17 protein-coding genes are annotated in these 21,685 nt (G+C 62.1%); 4 read left to right on the top strand and 13 right to left on the bottom strand.

Annotation, left to right across the window (positions count from 1 at the left end; genetic code table 11):
- Positions 1-8: 8 nt before the first annotated feature.
- Together E8E68_RS02145 and E8E68_RS02140 are read right to left on the bottom strand one after the other, a co-directional pair.
- Positions 9-1,259, bottom strand: coding sequence for a sarcosine oxidase subunit beta family protein (locus E8E68_RS02145; protein WP_266030582.1), 1,251 nt, complete (start codon positions 1,257-1,259; stop codon positions 9-11).
- A 15-nt stretch (positions 1,260-1,274) separates the two neighbouring features.
- On the bottom strand, positions 1,275-2,528 hold the full coding sequence (locus E8E68_RS02140; protein WP_003255681.1) for a serine hydroxymethyltransferase: 1,254 nt from the start codon (positions 2,526-2,528) through the stop codon (positions 1,275-1,277).
- A 338-nt stretch (positions 2,529-2,866) separates the two neighbouring features.
- On the opposite strand from E8E68_RS02140, the gene E8E68_RS02135 reads away from it, so the two are divergent.
- Positions 2,867-3,907, top strand: coding sequence for a low specificity L-threonine aldolase (locus E8E68_RS02135; RefSeq protein ID WP_266030579.1), 1,041 nt, complete (start codon positions 2,867-2,869; stop codon positions 3,905-3,907).
- Positions 3,908-3,941: 34 nt separating this feature from the next.
- Here E8E68_RS02135 and mcpH read toward each other — a convergent pair whose 3' ends face one another.
- The 3 genes from mcpH to E8E68_RS02120 form a co-directional block, all read right to left on the bottom strand.
- On the bottom strand, positions 3,942-5,879 hold the full coding sequence (gene mcpH / locus E8E68_RS02130) for a methyl-accepting chemotaxis protein McpH (protein ID WP_266030576.1): 1,938 nt from the start codon (positions 5,877-5,879) through the stop codon (positions 3,942-3,944).
- Positions 5,880-6,058: 179 nt separating this feature from the next.
- Positions 6,059-6,361, bottom strand: a complete 303-nt coding sequence (locus tag E8E68_RS02125; RefSeq protein WP_110744749.1) for a cell division protein ZapA — start codon at positions 6,359-6,361, stop codon at positions 6,059-6,061.
- On the bottom strand, positions 6,358-6,588 hold the full coding sequence (locus E8E68_RS02120; RefSeq protein ID WP_110744750.1) for a hypothetical protein: 231 nt from the start codon (positions 6,586-6,588) through the stop codon (positions 6,358-6,360). Before E8E68_RS02120 ends, E8E68_RS02125 begins: the two co-directional genes overlap by 4 nt.
- A gap of 276 nt (positions 6,589-6,864) precedes the next feature.
- Between E8E68_RS02120 and E8E68_RS02115 the strand changes: the two genes are divergently transcribed.
- Positions 6,865-8,490 carry a methyl-accepting chemotaxis protein gene (locus E8E68_RS02115; protein WP_280339453.1) on the top strand — a complete coding sequence of 542 codons (1,626 nt, stop codon included), beginning with the start codon at positions 6,865-6,867 and terminating at the stop codon, positions 8,488-8,490.
- A gap of 176 nt (positions 8,491-8,666) precedes the next feature.
- A complete protein-coding gene (locus E8E68_RS02110) occupies positions 8,667-9,122 on the top strand; it encodes a transposase (protein WP_266030571.1) in 456 nt (151 codons plus the stop codon).
- 356 nt (positions 9,123-9,478) lie between these two features.
- On the opposite strand, the gene gbcB is transcribed toward E8E68_RS02110, so the two are convergent.
- Positions 9,479-10,579, bottom strand: a complete 1,101-nt coding sequence (gene gbcB / locus E8E68_RS02105; RefSeq protein WP_266030569.1) for a glycine-betaine demethylase subunit GbcB — start codon at positions 10,577-10,579, stop codon at positions 9,479-9,481.
- A 295-nt stretch (positions 10,580-10,874) separates the two neighbouring features.
- On the opposite strand from gbcB, the gene gbcA reads away from it, so the two are divergent.
- Positions 10,875-12,167, top strand: coding sequence for a glycine-betaine demethylase subunit GbcA (gene gbcA / locus E8E68_RS02100; protein ID WP_266030567.1), 1,293 nt, complete (start codon positions 10,875-10,877; stop codon positions 12,165-12,167).
- 79 nt (positions 12,168-12,246) lie between these two features.
- On the opposite strand, the gene E8E68_RS02095 is transcribed toward gbcA, so the two are convergent.
- From E8E68_RS02095 to E8E68_RS02065, 7 genes are all read right to left on the bottom strand, one after another.
- On the bottom strand, positions 12,247-12,903 hold the full coding sequence (locus E8E68_RS02095) for an RHS repeat-associated core domain-containing protein (protein ID WP_266030566.1): 657 nt from the start codon (positions 12,901-12,903) through the stop codon (positions 12,247-12,249).
- Between the two features lie 828 nt (positions 12,904-13,731).
- Positions 13,732-14,502 carry an electron transfer flavoprotein subunit beta gene (locus E8E68_RS02090; RefSeq protein WP_085664131.1) on the bottom strand — a complete coding sequence of 257 codons (771 nt, stop codon included), beginning with the start codon at positions 14,500-14,502 and terminating at the stop codon, positions 13,732-13,734.
- A gap of 10 nt (positions 14,503-14,512) precedes the next feature.
- The gene (locus E8E68_RS02085) at positions 14,513-15,745 is read right to left on the bottom strand and encodes an electron transfer flavoprotein subunit alpha/FixB family protein (RefSeq protein ID WP_266030562.1); all 1,233 of its coding nucleotides are present in this window, start codon (positions 15,743-15,745) and stop codon (positions 14,513-14,515) included.
- Entirely contained in the window at positions 15,745-17,697 is a 1,953-nt protein-coding gene (gene dgcB / locus E8E68_RS02080; RefSeq protein WP_266030560.1) for a dimethylglycine demethylation protein DgcB, read from the bottom strand. The genes E8E68_RS02085 and dgcB overlap by 1 nt, the downstream gene beginning before the upstream one ends.
- 176 nt (positions 17,698-17,873) lie before the next feature.
- A complete protein-coding gene (gene dgcA, locus E8E68_RS02075; protein WP_266030558.1) occupies positions 17,874-19,934 on the bottom strand; it encodes a dimethylglycine demethylation protein DgcA in 2,061 nt (686 codons plus the stop codon).
- Positions 19,935-19,949: 15 nt separating this feature from the next.
- The gene (locus E8E68_RS02070; protein ID WP_012316656.1) at positions 19,950-20,480 is read right to left on the bottom strand and encodes a DUF5943 domain-containing protein; all 531 of its coding nucleotides are present in this window, start codon (positions 20,478-20,480) and stop codon (positions 19,950-19,952) included.
- Between the two features lie 76 nt (positions 20,481-20,556).
- Positions 20,557-21,534 carry a dipeptidase gene (locus E8E68_RS02065; protein ID WP_016497618.1) on the bottom strand — a complete coding sequence of 326 codons (978 nt, stop codon included), beginning with the start codon at positions 21,532-21,534 and terminating at the stop codon, positions 20,557-20,559.
- Positions 21,535-21,685: the final 151 nt, after the last annotated feature.

Below are 21,685 nucleotides of genomic sequence, written 5' to 3'. Positions count from 1 at the left end.
GTCTCCGGTTAGTGGGCGACGGCGGCGGCGCCGTGTTCGTCGATCAGTGCGCCGTTGTAGAAACGGTCCATGGAGAACGGCGCGGCCAGTGGGTGCATTTCGCCCTTGGCCAGGCTCGCGGCGAAGACGTTGCCCGAACCCGGGGTCGCCTTGAAGCCGCCAGTACCCCAACCGCAGTTGAAGAACATGTTCTTGACCGGGGTCTTGGTGATGATCGGGCAAGCGTCCGGCGAGGTATCCACAATGCCGCCCCACTGGCGGTTCATGCGCACGCGCGAGAGGTTGGGGAACATCTCGACGATGGCCTGCAGGGTGTGCTCGATCACCGGGTAGGAACCGCGCTGACCGTAGCCGACCCAACCGTCGATACCGGCACCGATCACCAGGTCGCCCTTGTCGGATTGGCTGATGTAGCCGTGTACGGCGTTGGACATGATCACGCTGTCGATGATCGGCTTGATCGGCTCGGATACCAGCGCTTGCAGCGGGTGCGATTCCAGCGGCAGGCGGAAACCGGCCAGCTTGGCCATGTGCCCGGAGTTACCCGCGGTGACCACACCGACGCGCTTGGCGCCGATGAAGCCTTTGTTGGTTTCCACGCCGATGACCGCGCCGTTTTCCTTGCGGAAGCCGATCACTTCGGTCTGCTGGATCAGGTCCACGCCCAGGGCGTCGGCAGCGCGGGCATAGCCCCAGGCCACGGCGTCGTGGCGGGCCACGCCACCACGGCGCTGAACGGTGGCGCCAAGGATCGGGTAACGGGTGTTCTTCGAGCAGTCCAGGTACGGGATTTCGGCCGCGACCTGGGCGGTGTTCAGCAGCTCGCCATCGACACCGTTGAGGCGGTTGGCGCTGACGCGGCGCTCGGAGTCACGAATGTCCTGCAAGGTGTGGCACAGGTTGTACACGCCGCGCTGGGAGAACATCACGTTGTAGTTGAGGTCCTGGGACAGGCCCTCCCACAGCTTCATGGCGTGCTCGTACAGGTGCGCCGATTCGTCCCACAGGTAGTTGGAACGCACGATGGTGGTGTTACGGGCGGTGTTGCCGCCGCCCAGGTAACCCTTCTCGATCACGGCAACGTTGGTGATGCCGTGTTCCTTGGCCAGGTAGTAGGCCGTGGCCAGGCCATGGCCGCCACCGCCGACGATGACCACGTCGTAGACCTTTTTAGGGGTCGGCGTGCGCCACATGCGCTGCCAGTTCTCGTGGTGGCTGAGGGAGTGCTTGAAAAGGCCGAAGCCCGAGTAGCGTTGCATGGTCGTTTACTCCACTCAGCGGTAAACAGGGAAATCAGCGCACAGCGCCGCGACGTTCTTGGCCACATCGGCTTCGACGTCGGCGTCACCGAGGTTGTCGAGGATGTCGCAGATCCAACCGGCCAGGGCCACGCACTGGGCGACCTTGAAGCCGCGGGTGGTAACGGCCGGGGTACCGATGCGCAGGCCCGAGGTGACGAACGGCGACTGCGGGTCGTTCGGCACTGCGTTCTTGTTGACGGTGATGTGGGCGCGGCCCAGGGCGGCGTCGGCATCTTTACCGGTAAGGCCCTGGCGAATCAGGCTGACCAGGAACAGGTGGTTGTCGGTGCCACCGGACACCACGTCGTAGCCGCGGTCGATGAACACCTGGGCCATGGCCTGGGCGTTTTCGATCACTTGTTGCTGGTAGGCCTTGAAGCCAGGCTCCAGCGCTTCCTTGAAGCACACGGCCTTGGCGGCGATCACATGCATCAGCGGGCCGCCCTGGGCGCCTGGGAATACTGCGGCGTTGAGCTTTTTCTCGATCTCTTCGTTGGATTTGGCCAGGATCAGGCCACCACGTGGACCGCGCAGGGTCTTGTGGGTGGTGGTGGTTACCACGTCGGCGAACGGGATCGGGTTCGGGTACAGGCCAGCGGCAACCAGGCCGGCGACGTGGGCCATGTCGACGAACAGCAGCGCACCGACCTTGTCGGCGATGGCGCGGAAGCGTGGGAAGTCGAGGGTCTTGGAGTAGGCCGAGAAACCGGCAACGATCATTTTTGGCTTGTGTTCGACCGCCAGGCGCTCGACTTCGTCATAGTCGATCAGGCCGGTGTTGGTGTCGATGCCGTATTGCACAGCGTTGTACAGCTTGCCAGAGGACGACACTTTGGCGCCGTGGGTCAGGTGGCCGCCGTGGGCCAGGCTCATACCAAGGATGGTGTCACCGGCCTGCAGCAGTGCCAGGTAGACGGCCCCGTTGGCCGACGAGCCGGAGTGCGGCTGGACGTTGGCGTAGTCGGCACCGAACAGCTGCTTGGCGCGCTCGATGGCCAGGGCTTCTACCTTGTCTACGTGCTCGCAGCCACCGTAGTAGCGCTTGCCCGGGTAGCCTTCGGCGTACTTGTTGGTCAGGCCGCTGCCTTGGGCCTGCATCACGCGCTTGGAGGTGTAGTTTTCCGAGGCGATCAGCTCGATGTGGTCTTCCTGGCGCTGTTCTTCGGCATTCATCGCCGCCAGCAGTGCATCATCGTAACCCTGGATCTGGTCTTGCTTGCTGAACATCGTGTATCTCCCGGCAGCGATCGTTTTTTGTCGTGGGACACTGTGGCCCTTTGTGGCGATGTTATGACTGGCGGGGTCGGGTCAGATGCCTGCGCACGCCTTGCAATGGCGCGTTTACGACATTCGCTGTTGTGCTGTTTGTGCTGGCCCTTTCGCGGGTGAACCCGCTCCCACCGGTACGGCGGCGCTCTGAAGGCTTGCGGCGCCCTGTGGGAGCGGGTTCACCCGCGAAAGGGCCAGCCCGGGCAACACAGAAATCAGCCGATGCACGGGTTGTATAGGCAAGTGCTGAATCGATGGTTTAGAGTGCTGATCTGCGTCGTTCACAGGACCGTGCCATGACAGACAAGAGCCAACAATTCGCCAGCGACAACTATTCCGGCATCTGCCCCGAAGCCTGGGCGGCGATGGAAAAGGCCAACCACGGCCACGACCGCGCCTACGGCGACGACCAGTGGACAGAGCGTGCTTCGGAGTATTTCCGCAAGTTGTTCGAAACCGACTGCGAGGTGTTCTTCGCGTTCAACGGCACCGCCGCCAACTCCCTCGCCCTGGCCTCGCTGTGCCAGAGCTACCACAGCGTGATCTGCTCCGAGACCGCCCACGTCGAAACCGACGAATGCGGCGCCCCAGAGTTCTTCTCCAACGGTTCCAAGCTGCTGACCGCACCCAGCGTCAACGGCAAGTTGACGCCTGAGTCGATCCGCGAAGTGGCGCTCAAGCGCCAGGACATTCACTACCCCAAGCCACGCGTGGTCACCATCACCCAGGCAACCGAGGTCGGCACCGTCTATCGCCCTGACGAATTGAAGGCGATCAGCGCTACCTGCAAGGAGCTGGGCCTCAACCTGCACATGGACGGCGCGCGCTTCACCAATGCCTGCTCGTTCCTGGGTTGCAGCCCAGCCGAGCTGACCTGGAAGGCCGGCGTCGACGTGCTGTGCTTTGGTGGCACCAAGAACGGCATGGCGGTGGGGGAGGCTATCCTGTTCTTCAACCGCCAGCTGGCCGAAGACTTCGACTACCGCTGCAAGCAGGCCGGGCAATTGGCGTCGAAAATGCGCTTCCTGTCGGCGCCATGGGTCGGGCTGCTGGAGAATGGCGCCTGGTTGCGCCATGGCGGCCATGCCAATCATTGCGCGCAGTTGCTGGCTTCGCTGGTGAGTGACTTGCCAGGGGTGGAGCTGATGTTCCCGGTAGAGGCCAACGGGGTATTCCTGCAGATGCCGGAGCACGCCATCGAGGCCCTGCGTGGCAAGGGCTGGCGCTTCTATACCTTCATCGGCAGCGGTGGCGCGCGCTTCATGTGCTCGTGGGATACCGAAGAAGCGCGGGTGCGTGAACTGGCGGCGGATATCCGCGCGATCATTGGCGGTTGAGCGAGTACCGGGGCCGCCTCGCGGCCCCGGCGATCTAAAGCCTGAACCCACCCATCTGTCGCGCCAGGTCATCAGCCAACCCACGCAACGCCTGGCACTCCTCCCGGCACCCTTGCACCTCCGCCGCCGTCTCACGCGCCAAATCGGAAATCCCCTGCACCGTCCGGTTGATTTCCTCGGTCACCGCCGACTGCTCCTCGGTAGCCGTGGCCACCTGGTGGTTCATATCACTGATGTGCTCTACCTGGTCGGTAATCGCGCTCAGCGATGCCCCGGTGCGCTGGCTCGATTCCACGCCACTGCCGGTTGCCTGCTGCCCTGCCTGCATTGAACTCACCGCTGAACCTGCACCTAGCTTCAGGCGCTGGATCATCTGCTGCACCTCATCGGTGGACAGCTGTGTGCGCCGGGCCAGCGTACGTACTTCATCGGCCACCACAGCGAACCCGCGCCCCATCTCCCCTGCCCGCGCTGCCTCAATGGCAGCGTTCAGCGCGAGCAGGTTGGTCTGCTCGGAAATGCTGCGGATTACCGCGAGCACTTCATCGACCGAGGCGACTTCGTCGGCCAGCTGGCTGACGGCATCGGCCGCCTTGCCGATGTCGCCTGACATGCCCTCGATGCCACGAATGGATCGTTGCACCACCTCGCGGGCCTGCAACGCCTCGTCTCGTGCCGACTGCGACGCCTGCGCCGCATCGCCGGCATTGCGGGCGATGTCCTGCACGGTCAGGCCCATCTCGTGTACAGCAGTGGCGACCATCTCGGTCATCTCCTGCTGGCGCCCGGAGCGCTCAGCGGTGTTGTCCACCACCTGGGTTACCTGCTCCACGGCCCGCCGCAGCCGCTCGGAGGTACTCAACACCTCGCCGATCAGGCTACGCTGGCTGTCCAGGAAGCGGTTGAAACCACGGGCCAGGTCACCCAGTTCATCCTGACGCGAATCGTCCAGCCGGTGGCTGAGATCACCCGCTCCACCGCCAATCTGAACCAACGCGGCGGTAACCCGGCGAATCGGCCGCACCAGGCCACGCGCCAGCAGTACCACCAACAGCAGTGACACCAACGCGACGGCGCCACCGATGAGGCTGGTCAGCCAGAGGGCCTGATGCATTTGCGCGTAAATTTCCGACTCTGGCACTTCGGCCACAAGGGTCCAGTTGAGGTCGCGCAGCGGCAGGCCCAGCGCCAGGTAGCGCTCGCCGTCACGGCTGAAGCGGCTGCTACGCAGGCTCCCGCCTCCGGCCATGACACCTTTGGCTGCGTCCGCGCCAAGCTGCTCGGCAAGCTGGCGCTTACCACTGAAGGCAGCATCGGGATGTACCTGGATCAGGCCATCGTTGCGCACCAGGAACACCTTGCCGTGCTCCCCAAAGCTGAAGTCGTGGATCAACTTCGATAACTCGGTCATGCGCAAGCCCATGCCGGCCACACCTACTAGCTTGCCTTCTTTTTCCACTCGATAGTCGATAAACAGTGCCAGTTCGCCGGTGGCTCCATCGATGTCGATGTTGATGAACCGCTCAGCGCCGCTGTCGATGTAACCGTAAAACCACTTGTCCTTGGGGTTGCTGCGGCTGAGGGTGCGGTCCAGGCCGTTCTCGTTGTAGTAGTGGCCGGTTTCAGTCGAGGCGAACAGCGCAGTAAAGGCGTGGTTGCGCTGTTTGGCGGCGTTTAGGTATTCGATGAATTGGGGTGCCTGCGCGGGATCTTCACCGGCAGCAAGCCAGTCGCGCAGCAGGGTGTTACCGGCAATGTCCGCGGCAGCGACCAGCGGTTGGCCCAGCATGCGCTCGATGTCATTGCGGATGGCTTCGATGCTGGCTGGCAGGGCAGTGTCGACCAGATAGCGGTCGGTGAGGCGATTGAGCGCCACGGTGAAGATAATGACCACCACCAGAATGCTCGCCAGCAGGGCAGCGCCCATGCTGGTGATCAATTGCCACTGGATGCTCTTGCGCCAGATGCCCATGCCCTACCCCCGCAACATTATTGTTTTGCGGGAAGTGTATACACTTGCGTATCCAGTTAATCCAGTGATCTGAAGCAATCAGATGCACCCTGTAGGAGCGGGCTTACCCGCGAATGCGATGTTGAAGCCACTGACGCTTTCGCGGGTAAACCCGCTCCTACACGGGACGGTGTGCGGTCTTATTGCTCTGCAATGGTCCGCACGATGGCATCCACCGTGGCATCGATCTGCGCTTGGGTGCGCGCCAGCGTCTGCTGATGTTCCTTCTGCAGCTCAACTTGCTTGGAGCAAAGGTTGAGGGCAGCCAGCACCAGCAACTTGTCACCGATCAAGGTCGGGTACTGGCGCTTGGTCTCGTTCAGGGCAGTGTTGAGCATCCGTACCGCCTGGGCCAGGGTTTCTTCCTGGCCTTCGGGCGCCTTGATCGAATAGTCGATGCCGAGAATCGACACGACATTGATCGGCTGCTCTTGCAGTCTCATGCGCCGACAACGCCCGCGCTGGCGCGATCAACCAAGGCCTGGATGCGCGCTGCGGTAGCGCCGTTCTTCTCTTCCTGCTCCATCAGCGAGAGCTGCAGGGTTTCGTTTTCTTCCTTGGCCTGGGCCAGTTCCTGGCCGAGGGCGGTGTTCTGCTCGGTGAGTTGAGCGTTCTTCTGCATCAGGTCGCTGACCAGTTGCTCGATTTGATTCAGGGAAGCTTCCAGCATGGGTCTATCTCAGGTTGTTGCGAGGGGCGCACACGATAAAGAAAAGTGCGGCCCATCGCCATTAAATATCGGAATCACAACGTGTCTAACCCGCAGATTGACAGAGGAACCACCCCCTTGTTCCGACCTGGGTCAACCGCCGGTCAGGAAATGGTTAGCTACCTCACAATTTTGACGGCAGGCACTCAAGACTGGTCAGTCACGACCGATAGCCCGGTAAGTCCCATTTCGTCGCACTTCACTCACGTTCTTTTCCCTGCCTGGATCCCTTCTTCCATGTCTCTACGCAACATGAATATTGCCCCGCGCGCGCTGCTCGGCTTCGCGCTAATCGGCCTGCTGATGCTCGGCCTTGGTATCTTCTCGCTGGTGCAGATGGGCAACATCCGCCAGGCCGGCGTGGTTATCGAGCAGGTCAGCGTGCCGAGTATCAAGATCCTCGACGAGCTCACCGCGCTTAACCTGCGCATGCGCACCCTCTCCTACCGCCTGCTGCTCAACCGCGAACCGGAAACCCTGCGCGACACCCTTGCCTTGCTGGACCAGCGTAACGCCCAGATCGACCGCGCACGCCAGGCCTACCTGCCGATGATCGGCGCCGCTGACGAACAGGCTGCATTCGACCAGTACGGCCAGTTGCTCAACCAGTACCGCCAGCTGGAATCGCGCATGCGCAGCCTCAGCCAGGCCGACCGTACTGCCGAATTGCGCGATCTGCTCAACCGCGACCTGCTGGCCAACTCCGAGCAGGTCAACAAGGTGATGGACACTTTGGTGCGCATCAACACCGACCAGACCCGCGCCACCAACGAAAAGGCCGCCAGCCAGTACGCGGTCGCCTTCGCCCTGGTGATCGGCCTGCTGGTCGCGGCCACCGTGCTGACTTTCCTCTGTGCGTTCCTGCTGACCCGCAGCATCGTCAAGCCCATCGAAGAAGCGCTCAAGAGTGCCGAGCAGGTCGCCGACGGTGACCTGACCCACGTCATCCGCGCCGAAGGCACTGATGAAGCGGCCCGCTTGTTGCGCGCCATGGCGCGCATGCAGGACAAGCTGCGTGACACCCTGCAACAGATCGCCGGCTCCGCCACCCAATTGGCCTCGGCGGCCGAAGAGCTGAATGCGGTCACCGACGAAAGTGCCCGTGGCCTGCAGCAACAGAACAACGAAATCGAACAAGCCGCCACGGCCGTTACGGAAATGACCAGCGCTGTGGAAGAAGTGGCGCGCAATGCCGTGAGCACTTCCGAAGCGTCCAGCGAAGCCAGCCGCTCGACCGGCGATGGTCGTGACCTGGTGATGGAAACGGTCGGCGCCATCGAGCGCATGAGCGGTGATGTGCAGGCTACGGCGAAACTGATCACCCACCTGGCCGAGCAATCGCGTGATATCGGCAAAGTGCTGGATGTGATTCGAGGGCTGGCCGACCAGACCAACCTGTTGGCGCTGAACGCTGCCATCGAAGCGGCGCGTGCCGGTGAAGCGGGCCGTGGCTTTGCCGTGGTCGCCGATGAAGTGCGCGCGCTGGCCCATCGTACCCAGCAGTCGACCAGTGAAATCGAGCGGATGATCGGCAGCATTCAGGGGGGTACGGAAGAAGCGGTTGAGTCGATGCGCACCAGCACCGAACGCGCCGAATCGACGCTGAATATCGCCCGCGGTGCGGGCATGGCGCTGGACACGATTGCCGGGGCGGTAGCGCAGATCAATGAGCGTAACCTGGTGATTGCCAGCGCGGCGGAAGAACAGGCACAGGTGGCGCGGGAAGTGGACCGCAACCTGGTGAACATCAATGACCTGTCGGTGCAGAGCGCTACCGGGGCGCACCAGACCAGCGCGGCGAGCGCGGAGTTGTCGCGGCTCGCCGTGGACCTGAATGGCCTGGTGGCACGTTTCCGTACCTGACAATGTTGGGGCCGCGGTGCGGCCCATTCGCGGGTCAAGCCCGCTCCCACAGGTTCTGCGCTGGTTTGCCCCGTGAAGAGGCCAGCATTGATACCCAACATCCAGCAACCATTCAACACCTCAGGCTACTGACATCTCACCTAGTGTTATCCCAGATCTCACTCCAGGGACATCACATGGACCGTGCTCAATCCCATCTGCTGCGCCGCGGCCGTTTTTCTCAGCCCGGCGGGCTTTATCTGCTGACCACGGTCACTCATGAACGCCAGCAGATCTTCACCCAATTCAACTACGCCCGTGGCGTGATCCTGCAATTGAGACAGGCGGAGCTCGATGGGCTTTGCCGATCATTGGCCTGGGTGGTTATGCCTGACCATGTTGATTGGCTCGTCGAATTACGAAGTGGCACGTTGTGCTGCTTGATGCGCAGGTTCAAATCCCGAAGCAGTCATGCGCTTTATCGGCGGGGTATGTCACGCCAGAAAATATGGCAGCCGGGCTATCAGGACCGGGCCTTGCGCCGGGAAGAAAGTGTGCTGCAAGTGGCGAGGTACATCGTTGCCAATCCCATAAGAGCCGGGCTGACTGACCGTGCGGGCGACTACCCACATTGGGATGCTGTCTGGATCTGATGGCCCTTTCGCGGGTCAAGCCCGCTCCCACAGGTTTACCGGAGCCTTCAGACCTGTCACAACCTGTGAGAGCCGGCTTGTGCCACAAACCAGCTGAGGGCAGCCCCAGCGCTGGCCGGAAGACTGCGCTGAACCTGTGGGTGCAACTGTCTTGCTTAATTTCGAGAATCTAGCGCGATCCCTGTGGGAGCGGGCTAGTCCCGCGAATGGGCTGCAAGGCAGCCCCAGCGCAGACCAGAAGACGGCGGTGAACCTGTGGGTGCAACTGTCTTGCTTAATTCGAGAATCTAGCGCGATCCCTGTGGGAGCGGGCTAGTCCCGCGAATGGGCTGCAAGGCAGCCCCAGCATTACTGGATCAGTAATCGATCCGCACATCCCCTTTCGGCACACTGCAGCACGACAGGATGTAGCCCTCGGCTTCATCATCTTCGGTGATGCCGCCGTTGTGTTCCATCTCTACTTCGCCGCCCAGCTTGAGCACTTTGCACGTCCCGCAAATGCCCATACCACAGGCTTTCGGGATCATCAGGCCAACCTTGGCCGCCGCGGCATGCACGGTCTCGCCCGGGGCGATGCGGATGCTCTTCTCGCTGCCGATGAACTCCACCAGGTTGAGGTCGGAAACATCCAGCTCAGGCGCATCGGCGGCCTGCTCGGCGTGCTCCACCGCATCGGCCTTGGCCTCTGGCGGCGTAGCACCGAACGACTCCTCGTGATAATTCTTCATGTCGAAGCCGACCGCTTCAAGCATGCGCTTGACCGCCGTCATGTACGGCGTCGGGCCACAGCAGAACACAACGCGCTCCATGTAGTCAGGCGCAATCAACTCCATCAGCCGCTGGTTCAGGTAACCGCGGTAACCCGCCCACGGCTCACCCAGCCCGTGCTTCTCGCAAATGATGTGCAGGCTGAAGTTGGGGATGCGCGACGCCATCTGTTCCAGCTCGCGGTGGTAGATGATGTCTTTCGGCGAACGGGCGCTGTGGACGAACACCATGTCGACGTTGGCATTGGTGTCGTAGAACCACCGCGCCATCGACATTACCGGGGTAATACCGACGCCGCCCGACAGGTACAGCACCTTGCCAGCAGGAAAGTCGATGGCGTTGAACAGCCCCACCGGCCCGTGCACCGGCAGCTCGGCGCCTTCGTGCATCGTGTCGTGCAGGAAGTTCGACACCAAGCCACCCGGCACACGCTTGACGGTGATCGAGAAGCTGTACGGCACCGATGGCGAGCTGGAAATGGTGTATGAACGCATCACCGGCTTGCCTTCGATCTCCAGCTCCAGGGTGACGAACTGCCCTGGCTTGAAGAAGAACAAGATTGGCTGGTCGGCCATGAAGCAGAAGGTGCGCACGTCCCAGGTCTCCTGGATGACCTTGACGCAGCGCACGATGTGGCGGCCGTTGGCCCAGGTCTGGGTAGTGACCGGATTGAGGAAGGTATCGGACATGTTCATCTCCAGCAGCCGACTATCGGGCTTTATATGGCTTGGATAATGCGCAAGCTGAGAGCGACGTACATTCCTGCCAGCGACATCGGCGTGCTTATCGCGACCAGCCCCGCGATACAAGGGCTGGCGCGTCGTTATTCAAATCGGCCATGTCGTCCATGGATACGGTTCGCGGCGTCTTCGGACGCACACTCCACGGCAAAACAACATGCTGTTTTCTGAAAAGCAGCCTTGCGGCACCACCACAACGATTAGCCACCTTTTGCCGGCCGCACACGGCCCCGAGGAATACACGATGGACGTCACCGCAACCCTGAGCCTGGGCGATCCACTGGAACCTGCACGCAAGGCCACCGCCGAGATGCTGCAGACCCGCGAGCGAACCTACTCGCTGCCCCAGCCTTTCTACACCGACGAGCGTCTGTTCCAGATCGACATGCAGGAGATCTTCCACAAGGAATGGCTGATCGCCGGCATGACCTGCGAGATCCCGGCGAAAGGCAACTACATCACCCTGCAGATCGGCAAGAACCCGATCATCGTTATCCGGGGTGCCGAAGGTAAGGTGCACGCCTTCCACAACGTCTGCCGTCACCGCGGTTCACGCCTGTGCGTCAGCGACAAAGGCAAGGTGGCCAAGCTGGTCTGCCACTACCACCAGTGGACCTACGAACTGGACGGTCGCCTGCTGTTCGCCGGCACAGAGATGGGCGCCGACTTCGACATGAAGGAATATGGCCTGAAGCCAGTGAACGTGAAGGTGGCCGGTGGCTACATTTTCATCAGCCTGGCGGAAAACCCGCCCGCCATCGACGAGTTCCTGGCCACGCTCGAGCACTACATGGAACCGTACGACATGGAGAACACCAAGGTGGCGGTGCAGACCACCTTGATGGAAAAGGCCAACTGGAAACTGGTGCTGGAAAACAACCGCGAGTGCTACCACTGCTCCGGTTCGCACCCGGAACTGCTGCAAACCCTGCTGGAATGGGACGACACCAACGACCCGCGTGCCAGCCAGGAATTCAAGGACCACGTGGCCGCCTCCGCCGCCGCCTGGGAAGCCGAAAAGATCCCTTACCTGCACAAGAGCCACGGCCTGCGTAACCGCATCGTGCGCATGCCGCTGCTCAAGGGCACCGTGTCGATGACCATGGACGGCAAGCAGGCCTGCCAGAAACTGATGGGCCGCATCAAGAACCCGGACCTGGGCTCGATGCGCATCCTGCACCTGCCGCACTCCTGGAACCACTGCATGGGCGACCACATGATCGTGTTCACCGTGTGGCCGATCAGTGCCCAGGAAACCATGGTCACCACCAAGTGGCTGGTGCACAAGGATGCCGTGGAAGGCGTCGATTACGACCCGGAACGCATGCGTAAGGTGTGGGACGCCACCAACGACCAGGACCGCCGCCTGGCGGAAGAGAACCAGCGTGGGATCAACTCCACCGCGTACCAGCCCGGCCCGTATTCGAAGACTTACGAGTTTGGTGTGGTGAACTTCATTGACTGGTACAGCGGTCGGATGCTGAACAACCTGGGAGCAGAGCCGGCGCCATATCTGAAGGAAGTGCAGGCGCAGTAACTTTCTGGTGCTAGCGGATAGCGGCTGATGTCGTTATCCGCGTTTTCAGAGCATGGGGCAATTCCCCTGATAGCCGGGATTAAAGCGAAGCCCTCCGGATACTCGGCAGCAGGTGTTGCGGAGTACTTGGTCGCCAGGGTTTGGCCTGAGCGAGCCCCCATGCTTCATACGCTGTGGTGCCCAGCGACACAATAGTCAGTGCCACCAAAGCCCAGGTTTGCCAACCATTTTCCGGCTCAACCGTCCTTGCCACACCCACGGTCAACCCTGCAACGCCTGACGCGGCACTGACGCCGGAGAGCAGCCAATCTTTGCGAGTTGGCAATGGAATGTCAGGCGCAATGGCTTCCACACCCCTCGGTTGAACCACCCGGCTTTGCTTTATGAATGATCTGAAGCGCAGAGAGCTGATGAAAACCCCAACCAGGTTGGTGAGGACACTCAGCGCTGGCAGCAGATAATCTTCGGCCTTCTGACCCGTGGGATCGCGATGGTTGATCGGGTCGCCCAGACAATATGCGTAAGCATTGATCCCACCCTCTCCGAACGGGCTCAACCGGTCTGCTGATTGGAAGCGCATCAATGCAGGGTTGTAGGCTCGGTAGCCATTACCTAGGTGATAACACCCTGTTAACAGGTCTAGCCGCTCAGCGTTGTAAGCAAGGGCAGAACCCAGAGCGGGCGATCGATAGCCATATGCAGAGTAGCGACTGGAAGTGATGAATTTGGAAGGCATATAGCTGATACCAGGATGTGGCTAGCACGCGACGAACTCCAGCCTAATCGTCCATGAGGCATTCAGAAACTGGCAATTGTGTCAGTTATCAACAGGCTCCATGTCACCTAAGATGCGATGTCGCCCATGCCGTGTACGGCATCCCCTCCACCAGGCTGTTCATTTTTTGAACATTTCGCCAGAGGCTAGGGTTCTCAGGGCCTGCAGCAGAGTTCAAACAACTTACCCACAAAGACACCAACAGAGAATGTGGGCACTATTTGCCAGCGGCTGCAGGACCTGTTGATAAGTAACCCAATGTCTTTGCTAGCAGGGCGATTGAGAGAAACATTGCTATACGGTTACTTTTTGATCGATCCACTGCAGCCCGCCCAGCCTATGCGATCTGGCGTACCCCTAACATGTTATCCACAGAGCAGCGCACAGTGATTGTGGGCAAGTTCAAGCGATAAGGCCCAAAACCAGCTCGGCTTCCCTTCAATAACCTGATCAATTTTTGACCAAATCTTCCCAGTCACCGAAACACAAGGCCTGCAGCGAAGCGCAAACACTTTATCCACACCTTGACGAACAGATTTCGGGGGTAACACCACGCATCCCTGGCATTTCTACCAGTTTCGCCGCGCCCGGCGGTGTGATGGGGTAAATGCCACTATTTCGGCATCGCTCATGAGGTTACTTATGCACAGCCGTCAGGCAGGGACTGTGAAGTGGTTTGATGAAAGGATTGGGATCGGGGTCATTCGCGCTGAGGGCCAAGCGTTGGATTACCTGGTACTTCGCTGTGGGAACGGCCTGGTCCGCTCCCACAGCAGGGCAGCGTGAGACTCAGCGCAGCACGCCCTCTTCAACCAACAGCTTGAGGATCGCCTCGGCCCCTTCCTGTGGTGACACGTCCTTCAACACCTTACCCCCACCGCCGCTGGCCTTGGCTGTCGCCGCCTTCATGCGGTCGGCGCCGCTCTTGGCCTTGATCACCTTCAAGCGCTTGGGCCGTGGACGGGCCGGTTGCAGCTCGGATTCGGCCAACAGTTCATCTTCGACAATAGCCACGTTACGCGCCGCCAGTACCCCCCGGCGCGCTGGCCCGAAGGCACTCTGGCGCGGCTTGGGCGCCGCGTTATCCACAGTCGCCAGCAACGGCAGGCGCACCTTCAAGCGACGTCGCTGGCCACGTGGCAAAGCCTGCAGTACCTGGGCAGTGCCGTTGTCGATCGACTCAACTTCGGCCAACCCCACAATCAGTGGCCAGCCCAGCTTTTCGGCCAGCAAGAAGGGCAACATGCCCGACCCCTCGCCAGTCTCGGCCTGGCTGCCGGTCAGCACCAGCTGGGCCCCGGCGTCGCGCAAATAATCGCCCAGCACGCCCAGCACATCCGCACCGGCCGGTTGCTCCAGCACGTCCAGGTGGTCCAGGCCCATACCCAGGTAGGCGCGCAGCGCCTCTTCGCGCGGGTCACCGGCATGCACCACCTGCAAGTTATCCCCAGCCAGCTGCAAACCCAGTTCCACGGCGCGGGCATCTTGCTCGGCGCGGCGGGCGCGACCGGAGCTTGGGTGGGCACCGATGGAAACCAGGCTGATCACTTTCGTACTCATGCTCGTGCCCTTATGCCGCGTCGCGCTGGCCGCCGCTGCGGTAGTTGTCCACAGCCTCGATCAGCGCCTTGAGAATCGCCGAGCTGTCGCCAATCACCGACAGGTCAGCCCGTTTGATCATGTCGCAGCCCGGGTCCATGTTGATCGCCACCACCTTGTCGCAGGCACCGATACCCTGCAGGTGCTGGATCGCCCCCGAGATACCCACAGCCACGTAGACACGCGCGGTAACCCAGGTGCCGGTAGCCCCCACTTGGCGGTTGCGGGGCATGAAGCCGTCGTCCACTGCCACCCGCGAGGCACCTTCGGTAGCGCCCAGGGCTGCGGTGGCCTGGTGGTACAGGTCCCAGTCCTTGACCCCGTTGCCGCCCGAGACGATGAATTCGGCCTCGGCCATGGCAATGGTGGCTGGGTCGACGGCCACCGAGCCCAGGTCCTCGATACGTGTCAGGCTGCGCGCCACGCTTGTGGACAACTCCACCGGCAGCGCTTCGTGGCGGGTCTCGCTGACCGGTTCGGCACACTCCGCCGCTGCCAGGATCAAGCGCGGCACAGCGCGCTGCAGGTCCTGCTGGCCAGCACCGGCACGGCCAATGCACTGGCCGTCCTTGACCTGCCAGACCCGCGTCGCCGGGCGTTCGCCCAGCGCTGCGCCCAGGCGCCGGCCCAGTTCGCCGCCACCGCTGCGGCTGTCGGGCAGCAGCCAGTGGCGCGGCGTGAACTGGTTATCCACAGCCCGCAGGCCTTGCACCAACTGCTCGGGTGCGTAACCGTCGAACGCCTCGCCTTCGATGACCAGCAGGCGGTCGACGCCGGCTGTGGAAAAGTTACTTTCCTTGTGCTCGCCAAATACCACCGCCAGCACTGCACCGTCGCTGCCAGCCAGGCTATGGGCCAGGCCGAGCAGGTCGCGGTCGTGGCTGCTCAGGCGGCCACCGACCATATCTGGTACCACGGCAATGTAGAACGCCGGGGCCGGCACCTGGTGCAGCGGCAGCTTGACCTCGGCCGCCGCCGTGCGCCGCCCGCCGACACCGGTACCCTGCTGGGCACCGCTGCGGTCGATGCGCTTGATGCCGGCCGGGCCGATGAAGCCTGCGGCGATCGCATGAGGATTCTTGCGGACGAGGCCGTTGGGCCCCATCCAGCGGGTCTGTTGCGTCTGCAGGGCCGCATGTAGCGGATGCAGGCGATTACGGGCGATCCACTCGGCGCGTGGGTCGCGGCGGATAATATCGCTCATCAGTGCACCTCCGCAGGTTCACGTTTAGCCGTTTGCGGCTTTGGGACGGCGGGCGTGTCCTCTTCGATCAGCACATCGGCCACCAGCTCGGCCAGGTCCTTGATCTGCGGGCGTGGTTCGACCACGCCTTCGAGCATGGCGGTGCACTGTGGGCAACCCACGGCCACCAGCTCGGCTTCGGTTTCGCGGATGTCGTCCATGCGCATGTCGGGGATACGCTGCTTGCCTGGGATGTCGGTGATCGGCGCGCCGCCGCCACCGCCGCAGCAACGGGAACGGAAGCCCGAACGCTGCATCTCGCGCACTTCGATACCCAGCGCCTTGAGCACTGCACGCGGTGCTTCATACTCGCCGTTGTAACGGCCCAGATAGCACGGGTCGTGATAGGTGACGCTACCGCCCTTGTGCTGGCCCAGGTTCAGTTTCCTGGCCGCGATAAGCTCGGCGATGTAGGTGCTGTGGTGCTGCACCTGGTAGTCGCCGCCCAGGGCGCCGTACTCGTTCTTCAGCACATGGAAGCTGTGCGGGTCGCAGGTGACGATGCGCTGGAACTTGTACTTGGCCAGGGTCTGGATGTTGCGCTTGGCCAGTTGCTGGAATGTCGCTTCATCACCCAGGCGGCGCGCCACGTCGCCGCTGTCGCGTTCTTCCAGGCCGAGCACGGCGAAGTCCACGCCCGAGGCCTTCAGCACCTTGACGAACGAGCGCAGGGTGCGCTGGTTACGCATGTCGAATGCACCATCACCGACCCAGAACAGCACCTCGGTGGTTTTCACCTCCGACAGCAGTTGCAGGTTGAGGTCGGCGGCCCAGTTCATGCGCCCGCCAGGGGCGAAGCCGCCAGGGTTGTCGGTAGCGATGAGGTTGTCCAGCACCTCGGCGCCCTTGTTCGGGGTGGCGCCCTTTTCCAGGGTGAGGTGGCGGCGCATGTCGACGATGGCATCGACATGCTCGATCATCATCGGGCATTCCTCTACGCAGGCACGGCAGGTGGTGCACGACCACAGCGTTTCGGCATCGACCAGGCCATTGACGATCGGCTGGTGCGGATTGCCGCCGTGCTCGCCGATTGGCTTGCCGGGGTAAGGGCTGCCGGCGAACTGGGCATCAGTGCCGCCGGCCAGGCCGATGACCATGTCCTGGATGAGTTTTTTCGGGTTCAGTGGCTGGCCGGCAGCAAACGCCGGGCACATGGCTTCACATTTACCGCACTGTACGCAGGCGTCGAAGCCGAGCAGCTGGTTCCAGGTGAAGTCCACCGGCTTTTCCACGCCCAGCGGCGCATTCGGGTCTTCCAGGTCCAGCGGCTTGAGACCAGTGGAGCGGCCGCCGCCGAAGCGCTCGGCACGGCGGTGCCAGGCCAGGTGCAAGGCACCGGCGAAGGCATGCTTCATCGGCCCGCCCCAGGTCATGCCGAAGAACAGTTCCGACACGCCCCACAGCACGCCCAGGCCAAGCACGGCCACCATCACCCAACCACCGGCGTTGGCCGGCAGGATGCCGGCAACCGGCAGGGTGGCGATGAAGAAGCTCGTGGCGAACACCAGCAAGCTTTTCGGAAGGCGCATCCACGGGCCCTTGGACAGGCGCGCGGGCGGGTTGAGGCGGCGTTTGAAGACGAAGATGGCCCCAGTGAACATGATCACAGTGGCCACCAGCAGCGCATAACCGAGAATCTTGCTCTGCAGGCCAAAGCCATGCACCAGGATCGCCAGCGCCGCCGACAGCACGAAGCCGCCGGCAGTGGCCACGTGGGTCTTGGACATGTACTTGTCACGCTCGACCACGTGGTGCAGGTCCACCAGGTAACGACGCGGCATGGCCAGCAGGCCGCCGATCAGGTCGACCTTGGAGGCCCGGCCACGCCGCCACATGCGCACCCGGCGCAGGGCGCCGAGCACTGCCAGGCCAAGGGCAGCGAACAGCAAGATGGGTAGAAGGGTGTTCAACATGGGAGGCTCCCACAACAGCTGGATTCTTGCGCCACTCTGAAGCTGGGATTGGCCCCTGTGGGAGCGGGTTTACCCGCGAATGCGTCCGATCAGACAACTCTGTTGCTTGTGCTGACGCATTCGCGGGTGAACCCGCTCCCACAGGGACCATGCCCTGTGGCGAAAATTTGGATCGATCAGAAGTCCTTGCACAGGCGCAAGGCGTCGTAGATCGCCGCATGCACGTTGCGCTGGGCCACACAGTCGCCGATGCGGTACAGCAGGTAGCCTTCGCCCGGCTGGCTGAGGATCGGCTGTGGCTTGATGGCGAACAGCGCCTCCACGTCGATCTGGCCCTTGTTGCGCGAACCTTCCTTGAGCGCGTAGTACAGCTCTTCGTCAGGCCGCACGCCGTTCTCCACCACTACCTGATCGACCACGCGTTCTTCCTTGGCGCCGGTGTACTCGTTCTCCAGCACCGCCACCAACTTGTCGCCTTCGCGGTAGACCTTTTCCAGCATCATGTCGCCGGTCATGATCACTTCTTTCGGGTACATGCTGCGGTAGTAGGTCGGGAAGGTGGTGCCGCCCATGGCCACGCCCGGCTTGATATCGTCGGTGACGATCTCGACCTGGCTGCCCTTGTCGGCGATGAAGTCCGCCACCGACATGCCGGTGAATTCGCAGATGGTGTCGTACACCAGCACGTTCTTGCCAGGCGCAACCTTGCCGTCGAGCACGTCCCAGCTGCTGACCACCAGGCCTTCCGCAGCGCCCCAATGCTCGTTCTGCTCGAGGAAGGAATGCCCACCCACCGCCAGCACGATCACATCCGGGCGCAGGTCCTGAATGGTCGCTACGTCGGCAGCGGTACCCAGGCGCAGGTCAACCTTCAAACGCGCCAGCTCCAGCTGGTACCAGCGGGTGATACCGGCAATCTGATCACGCTGCGGCGCCTTGGCGGCAATGGTGATCTGCCCGCCGATCTGGTCTTTCTTCTCGAACAGGGTGACGTCGTGGCCACGTTCGGCGGCCACGCGGGCCGCTTCCATGCCGGCCGGGCCTGCGCCAACCACCACCACCTTGCGCTTGACGCCGGTAGTCTTCTCGATGATGTGCGGCACACCCAAGTATTCACGGGAGGTCGCGGCGTTCTGGATGCACAGCACATCCAGGCCCTGGTACTGGCGGTCGATGCAGTAGTTGGCACCGACGCACTGCTTGATCTGGTCGATCTGGCCCATCTTGATCTTGGCGATCAGGTGCGGGTCGGCCATGTGCGCACGGGTCATGCCGACCATGTCCACGTAGCCGCCTTCAAGGATGCGCGTAGCCTGGTTCGGGTCCTTGATGTTCTGCGCATGCAGTACCGGGACCTTGACCACCTCCTTGATGCCGGCTGCCAGGTGCAGGAACGGCTCCGGCGGGTAGCTCATGTTCGGAATGACGTTGGCCAGGGTGTTGTGGGTGTCACACCCCGAGCCCACCACGCCAATGAAGTCGAGCATGCCGGTACCGTCGTAATACGCGGCGATCTGCTTCATGTCCTCGTGGCTGAGGCCATCTGGGTGGAACTCGTCGCCACAGATACGCATGCCCACGCAGAAGTCGTCACCGACTTCGGCGCGCACGGCTTTCAACACTTCCAGGCCGAACTTCATGCGGCCCTCGAAGGTGCCGCCCCACTCGTCGGTACGCTTGTTGACCCGTGGGCTCCAGAACTGGTCGATCATGTGCTGGTGCACTGCCGACAGCTCCACGCCGTCCAGGCCGCCCTCTTTGGCACGCCGCGCAGCCTGCGCGTAGTTGCCGATCACCCGCCAGATCTCTTCCACCTCGATGGTTTTGCAGGTGGCGCGGTGCACGGGTTCACGGATACCCGACGGCGACATCAGGGTCGGCCAGTTGAAGCCGTCCCAGCGCGAGCGACGGCCCATGTGGGTAATCTGGATCATGATCTTGGCGCCATGCTTGTGCATGGCGTCGGCCAGGTTCTGGAAGTGCGGGATGATGCGGTCGGTCGACAGGTTGACCGATGCCCACCACTCCTGCGGGCTGTCGATGGCTACCACCGACGAGCCGCCGCAGATCGCCAGGCCGATGCCACCCTTGGCCTTTTCTTCGTAGTACTTCACGTAGCGGTCGGTCGTCATGCCGCCGTCAGTGGCGTAGACCTCGGCGTGCGCGGTGCTGAGCACACGGTTGCGGATGGTCAGCTTGCCGATCTGAATCGGCTGGAACATTGCTTCGAATGCCATGACGCTATCTCCGGCTTACAACGGCTTTGTAACGAACAGGCCATCTTCGTGGCCTTCTTCCGAACCGCCGTAGACCTGTTCGGCCACGGTGCGGATCGAGCTGCCGCGGGCAGCGAGAATCTGGTCCATGGCGCCGGCAAACCAGCCAGTGAACATGTAGTCGACCTTGCGGCCGCACTTGCCATACACGTACACGAACGCCGAGTGCTTGAGCTTGACGCTGCAAGTACCTTTGTCCAGGTCGATGTCCTGGATTTCGAACAGGCCCCAGCCACGCTGGCTCAGGCGCTTCATGTAGTGCTCGAACACCGCCACGCCCTCCAGGCCATGGCACTCCGCTTCTTTTTCACACCAGTGCCAGGCGGACTTGTAGCCGGCCTTGTAGAGAATCTCGGCGTAGGCATCGGCGCCCAGCACTTCCTCGATGCCCATGTGGTTGTTGACGAAGAAATGGCGCGGCACATACAGCATCGGCAAGGCGTCGCTGGTCCAGACACCGGTCTCGCTGTCGACTTCGATTGGCAATTGCGGGGCGATCTTGGCCATGGAAACTCAACTCCATAAAAATTTTATTTAGGTGCCCCGGCGTTGCTGGCAGGGGCTTTCAGGCTTGGAGAGCGGCTTATTCGCCCCACACGTCCTTGAGGACGTTGACCCAGTTCTCGCCCATGATCTTGCGCACCACGCGCTCGGAATGGCCGCGCTTGAGCAAGGTTTCGGTGAGGTTGGGGAATTCGCCCACGGTGCGGATGCCCAGCGGGTTGATGATCTTGCCGAAGTTGGTCAGACGGCGGGCGTAGCCCTTGTCGTGGGTCAGGTACTCGAAGAAGTCCTGGCCGTGGCCCTGGGTGAAGTCGGTACCGATCCCGATGGCGTCTTCACCGACGATGTTCATGGTGTACTCGATGGCTTCGGCGTAATCGTCGATGGTCGAGTCGATGCCCTTGGCCAGGAACGGCGCGAACATGGTCACGCCAACGAAGCCGCCGTGGTCGGCGATGAATTTCAGCTCTTCGTCCGACTTGTTGCGCGGGTGCTCTTTCAGGCCAGATGGCAGGCAGTGCGAGTAGCACACCGGCTTTTTCGATTCGAGGATGACTTCTTCGGAGGTCTTGGAGCCGACGTGGGACAGGTCGCACATGATGCCGACGCGGTTCATTTCCGCGACAATTTCGCGGCCAAAGCCCGACAGCCCGCCGTCACGCTCGTAGCAGCCGGTGCCCACCAGGTTCTGGGTGTTGTAGCACATCTGCACAATGCCTACGCCCAGCTGCTTGAACACATCCACGTAAGCGATCTGGTCTTCGAACGCATGGGCGTTCTGAAAGCCGAACAGGATGCCGGTCTTGCCCAGTTCCTTGGCTTTGCGGATGTCGGCAGTGGTACGCACCGGCATGACCAGGTCGCTGTTGTCGCGGATCAGCTTCTGGCTGGCGGCGATCTGGTCGACAGTTGCCTTGAAGCCTTCCCAGACCGACACCGTGCAGTTGGCCGCAGTCAGCCCGCCTTTGCGCATGTCCTCGAACAGCTCGCGGTTCCATTTGGCAATGATCAGGCCGTCGATGACGATGCTGTCGGCGTGAAGTTCGGCTGGGCTCATCAGGCTGTCCCCTTTTATCGAATGGTTGGCGCCAAACCTTGTGCCGGCGCTTTGGGGCCAGCATATGCCTGTGCCCAAAGGCGCCCCGATGCAAAAACGACAGGGGGTTTGCCGAAAGCGTCAACGCGCGACAACACGGCCTCTGGCACGC

The sequence above is a fragment of the Pseudomonas sp. BN607 genome (assembly GCF_029871175.1).
Taxonomy (GTDB): Bacteria; Pseudomonadota; Gammaproteobacteria; order Pseudomonadales; family Pseudomonadaceae; genus Aquipseudomonas.
Note: the sequence above shows the minus strand (reverse complement) of the source record. Positions and strands in the feature narration are given on the sequence as shown.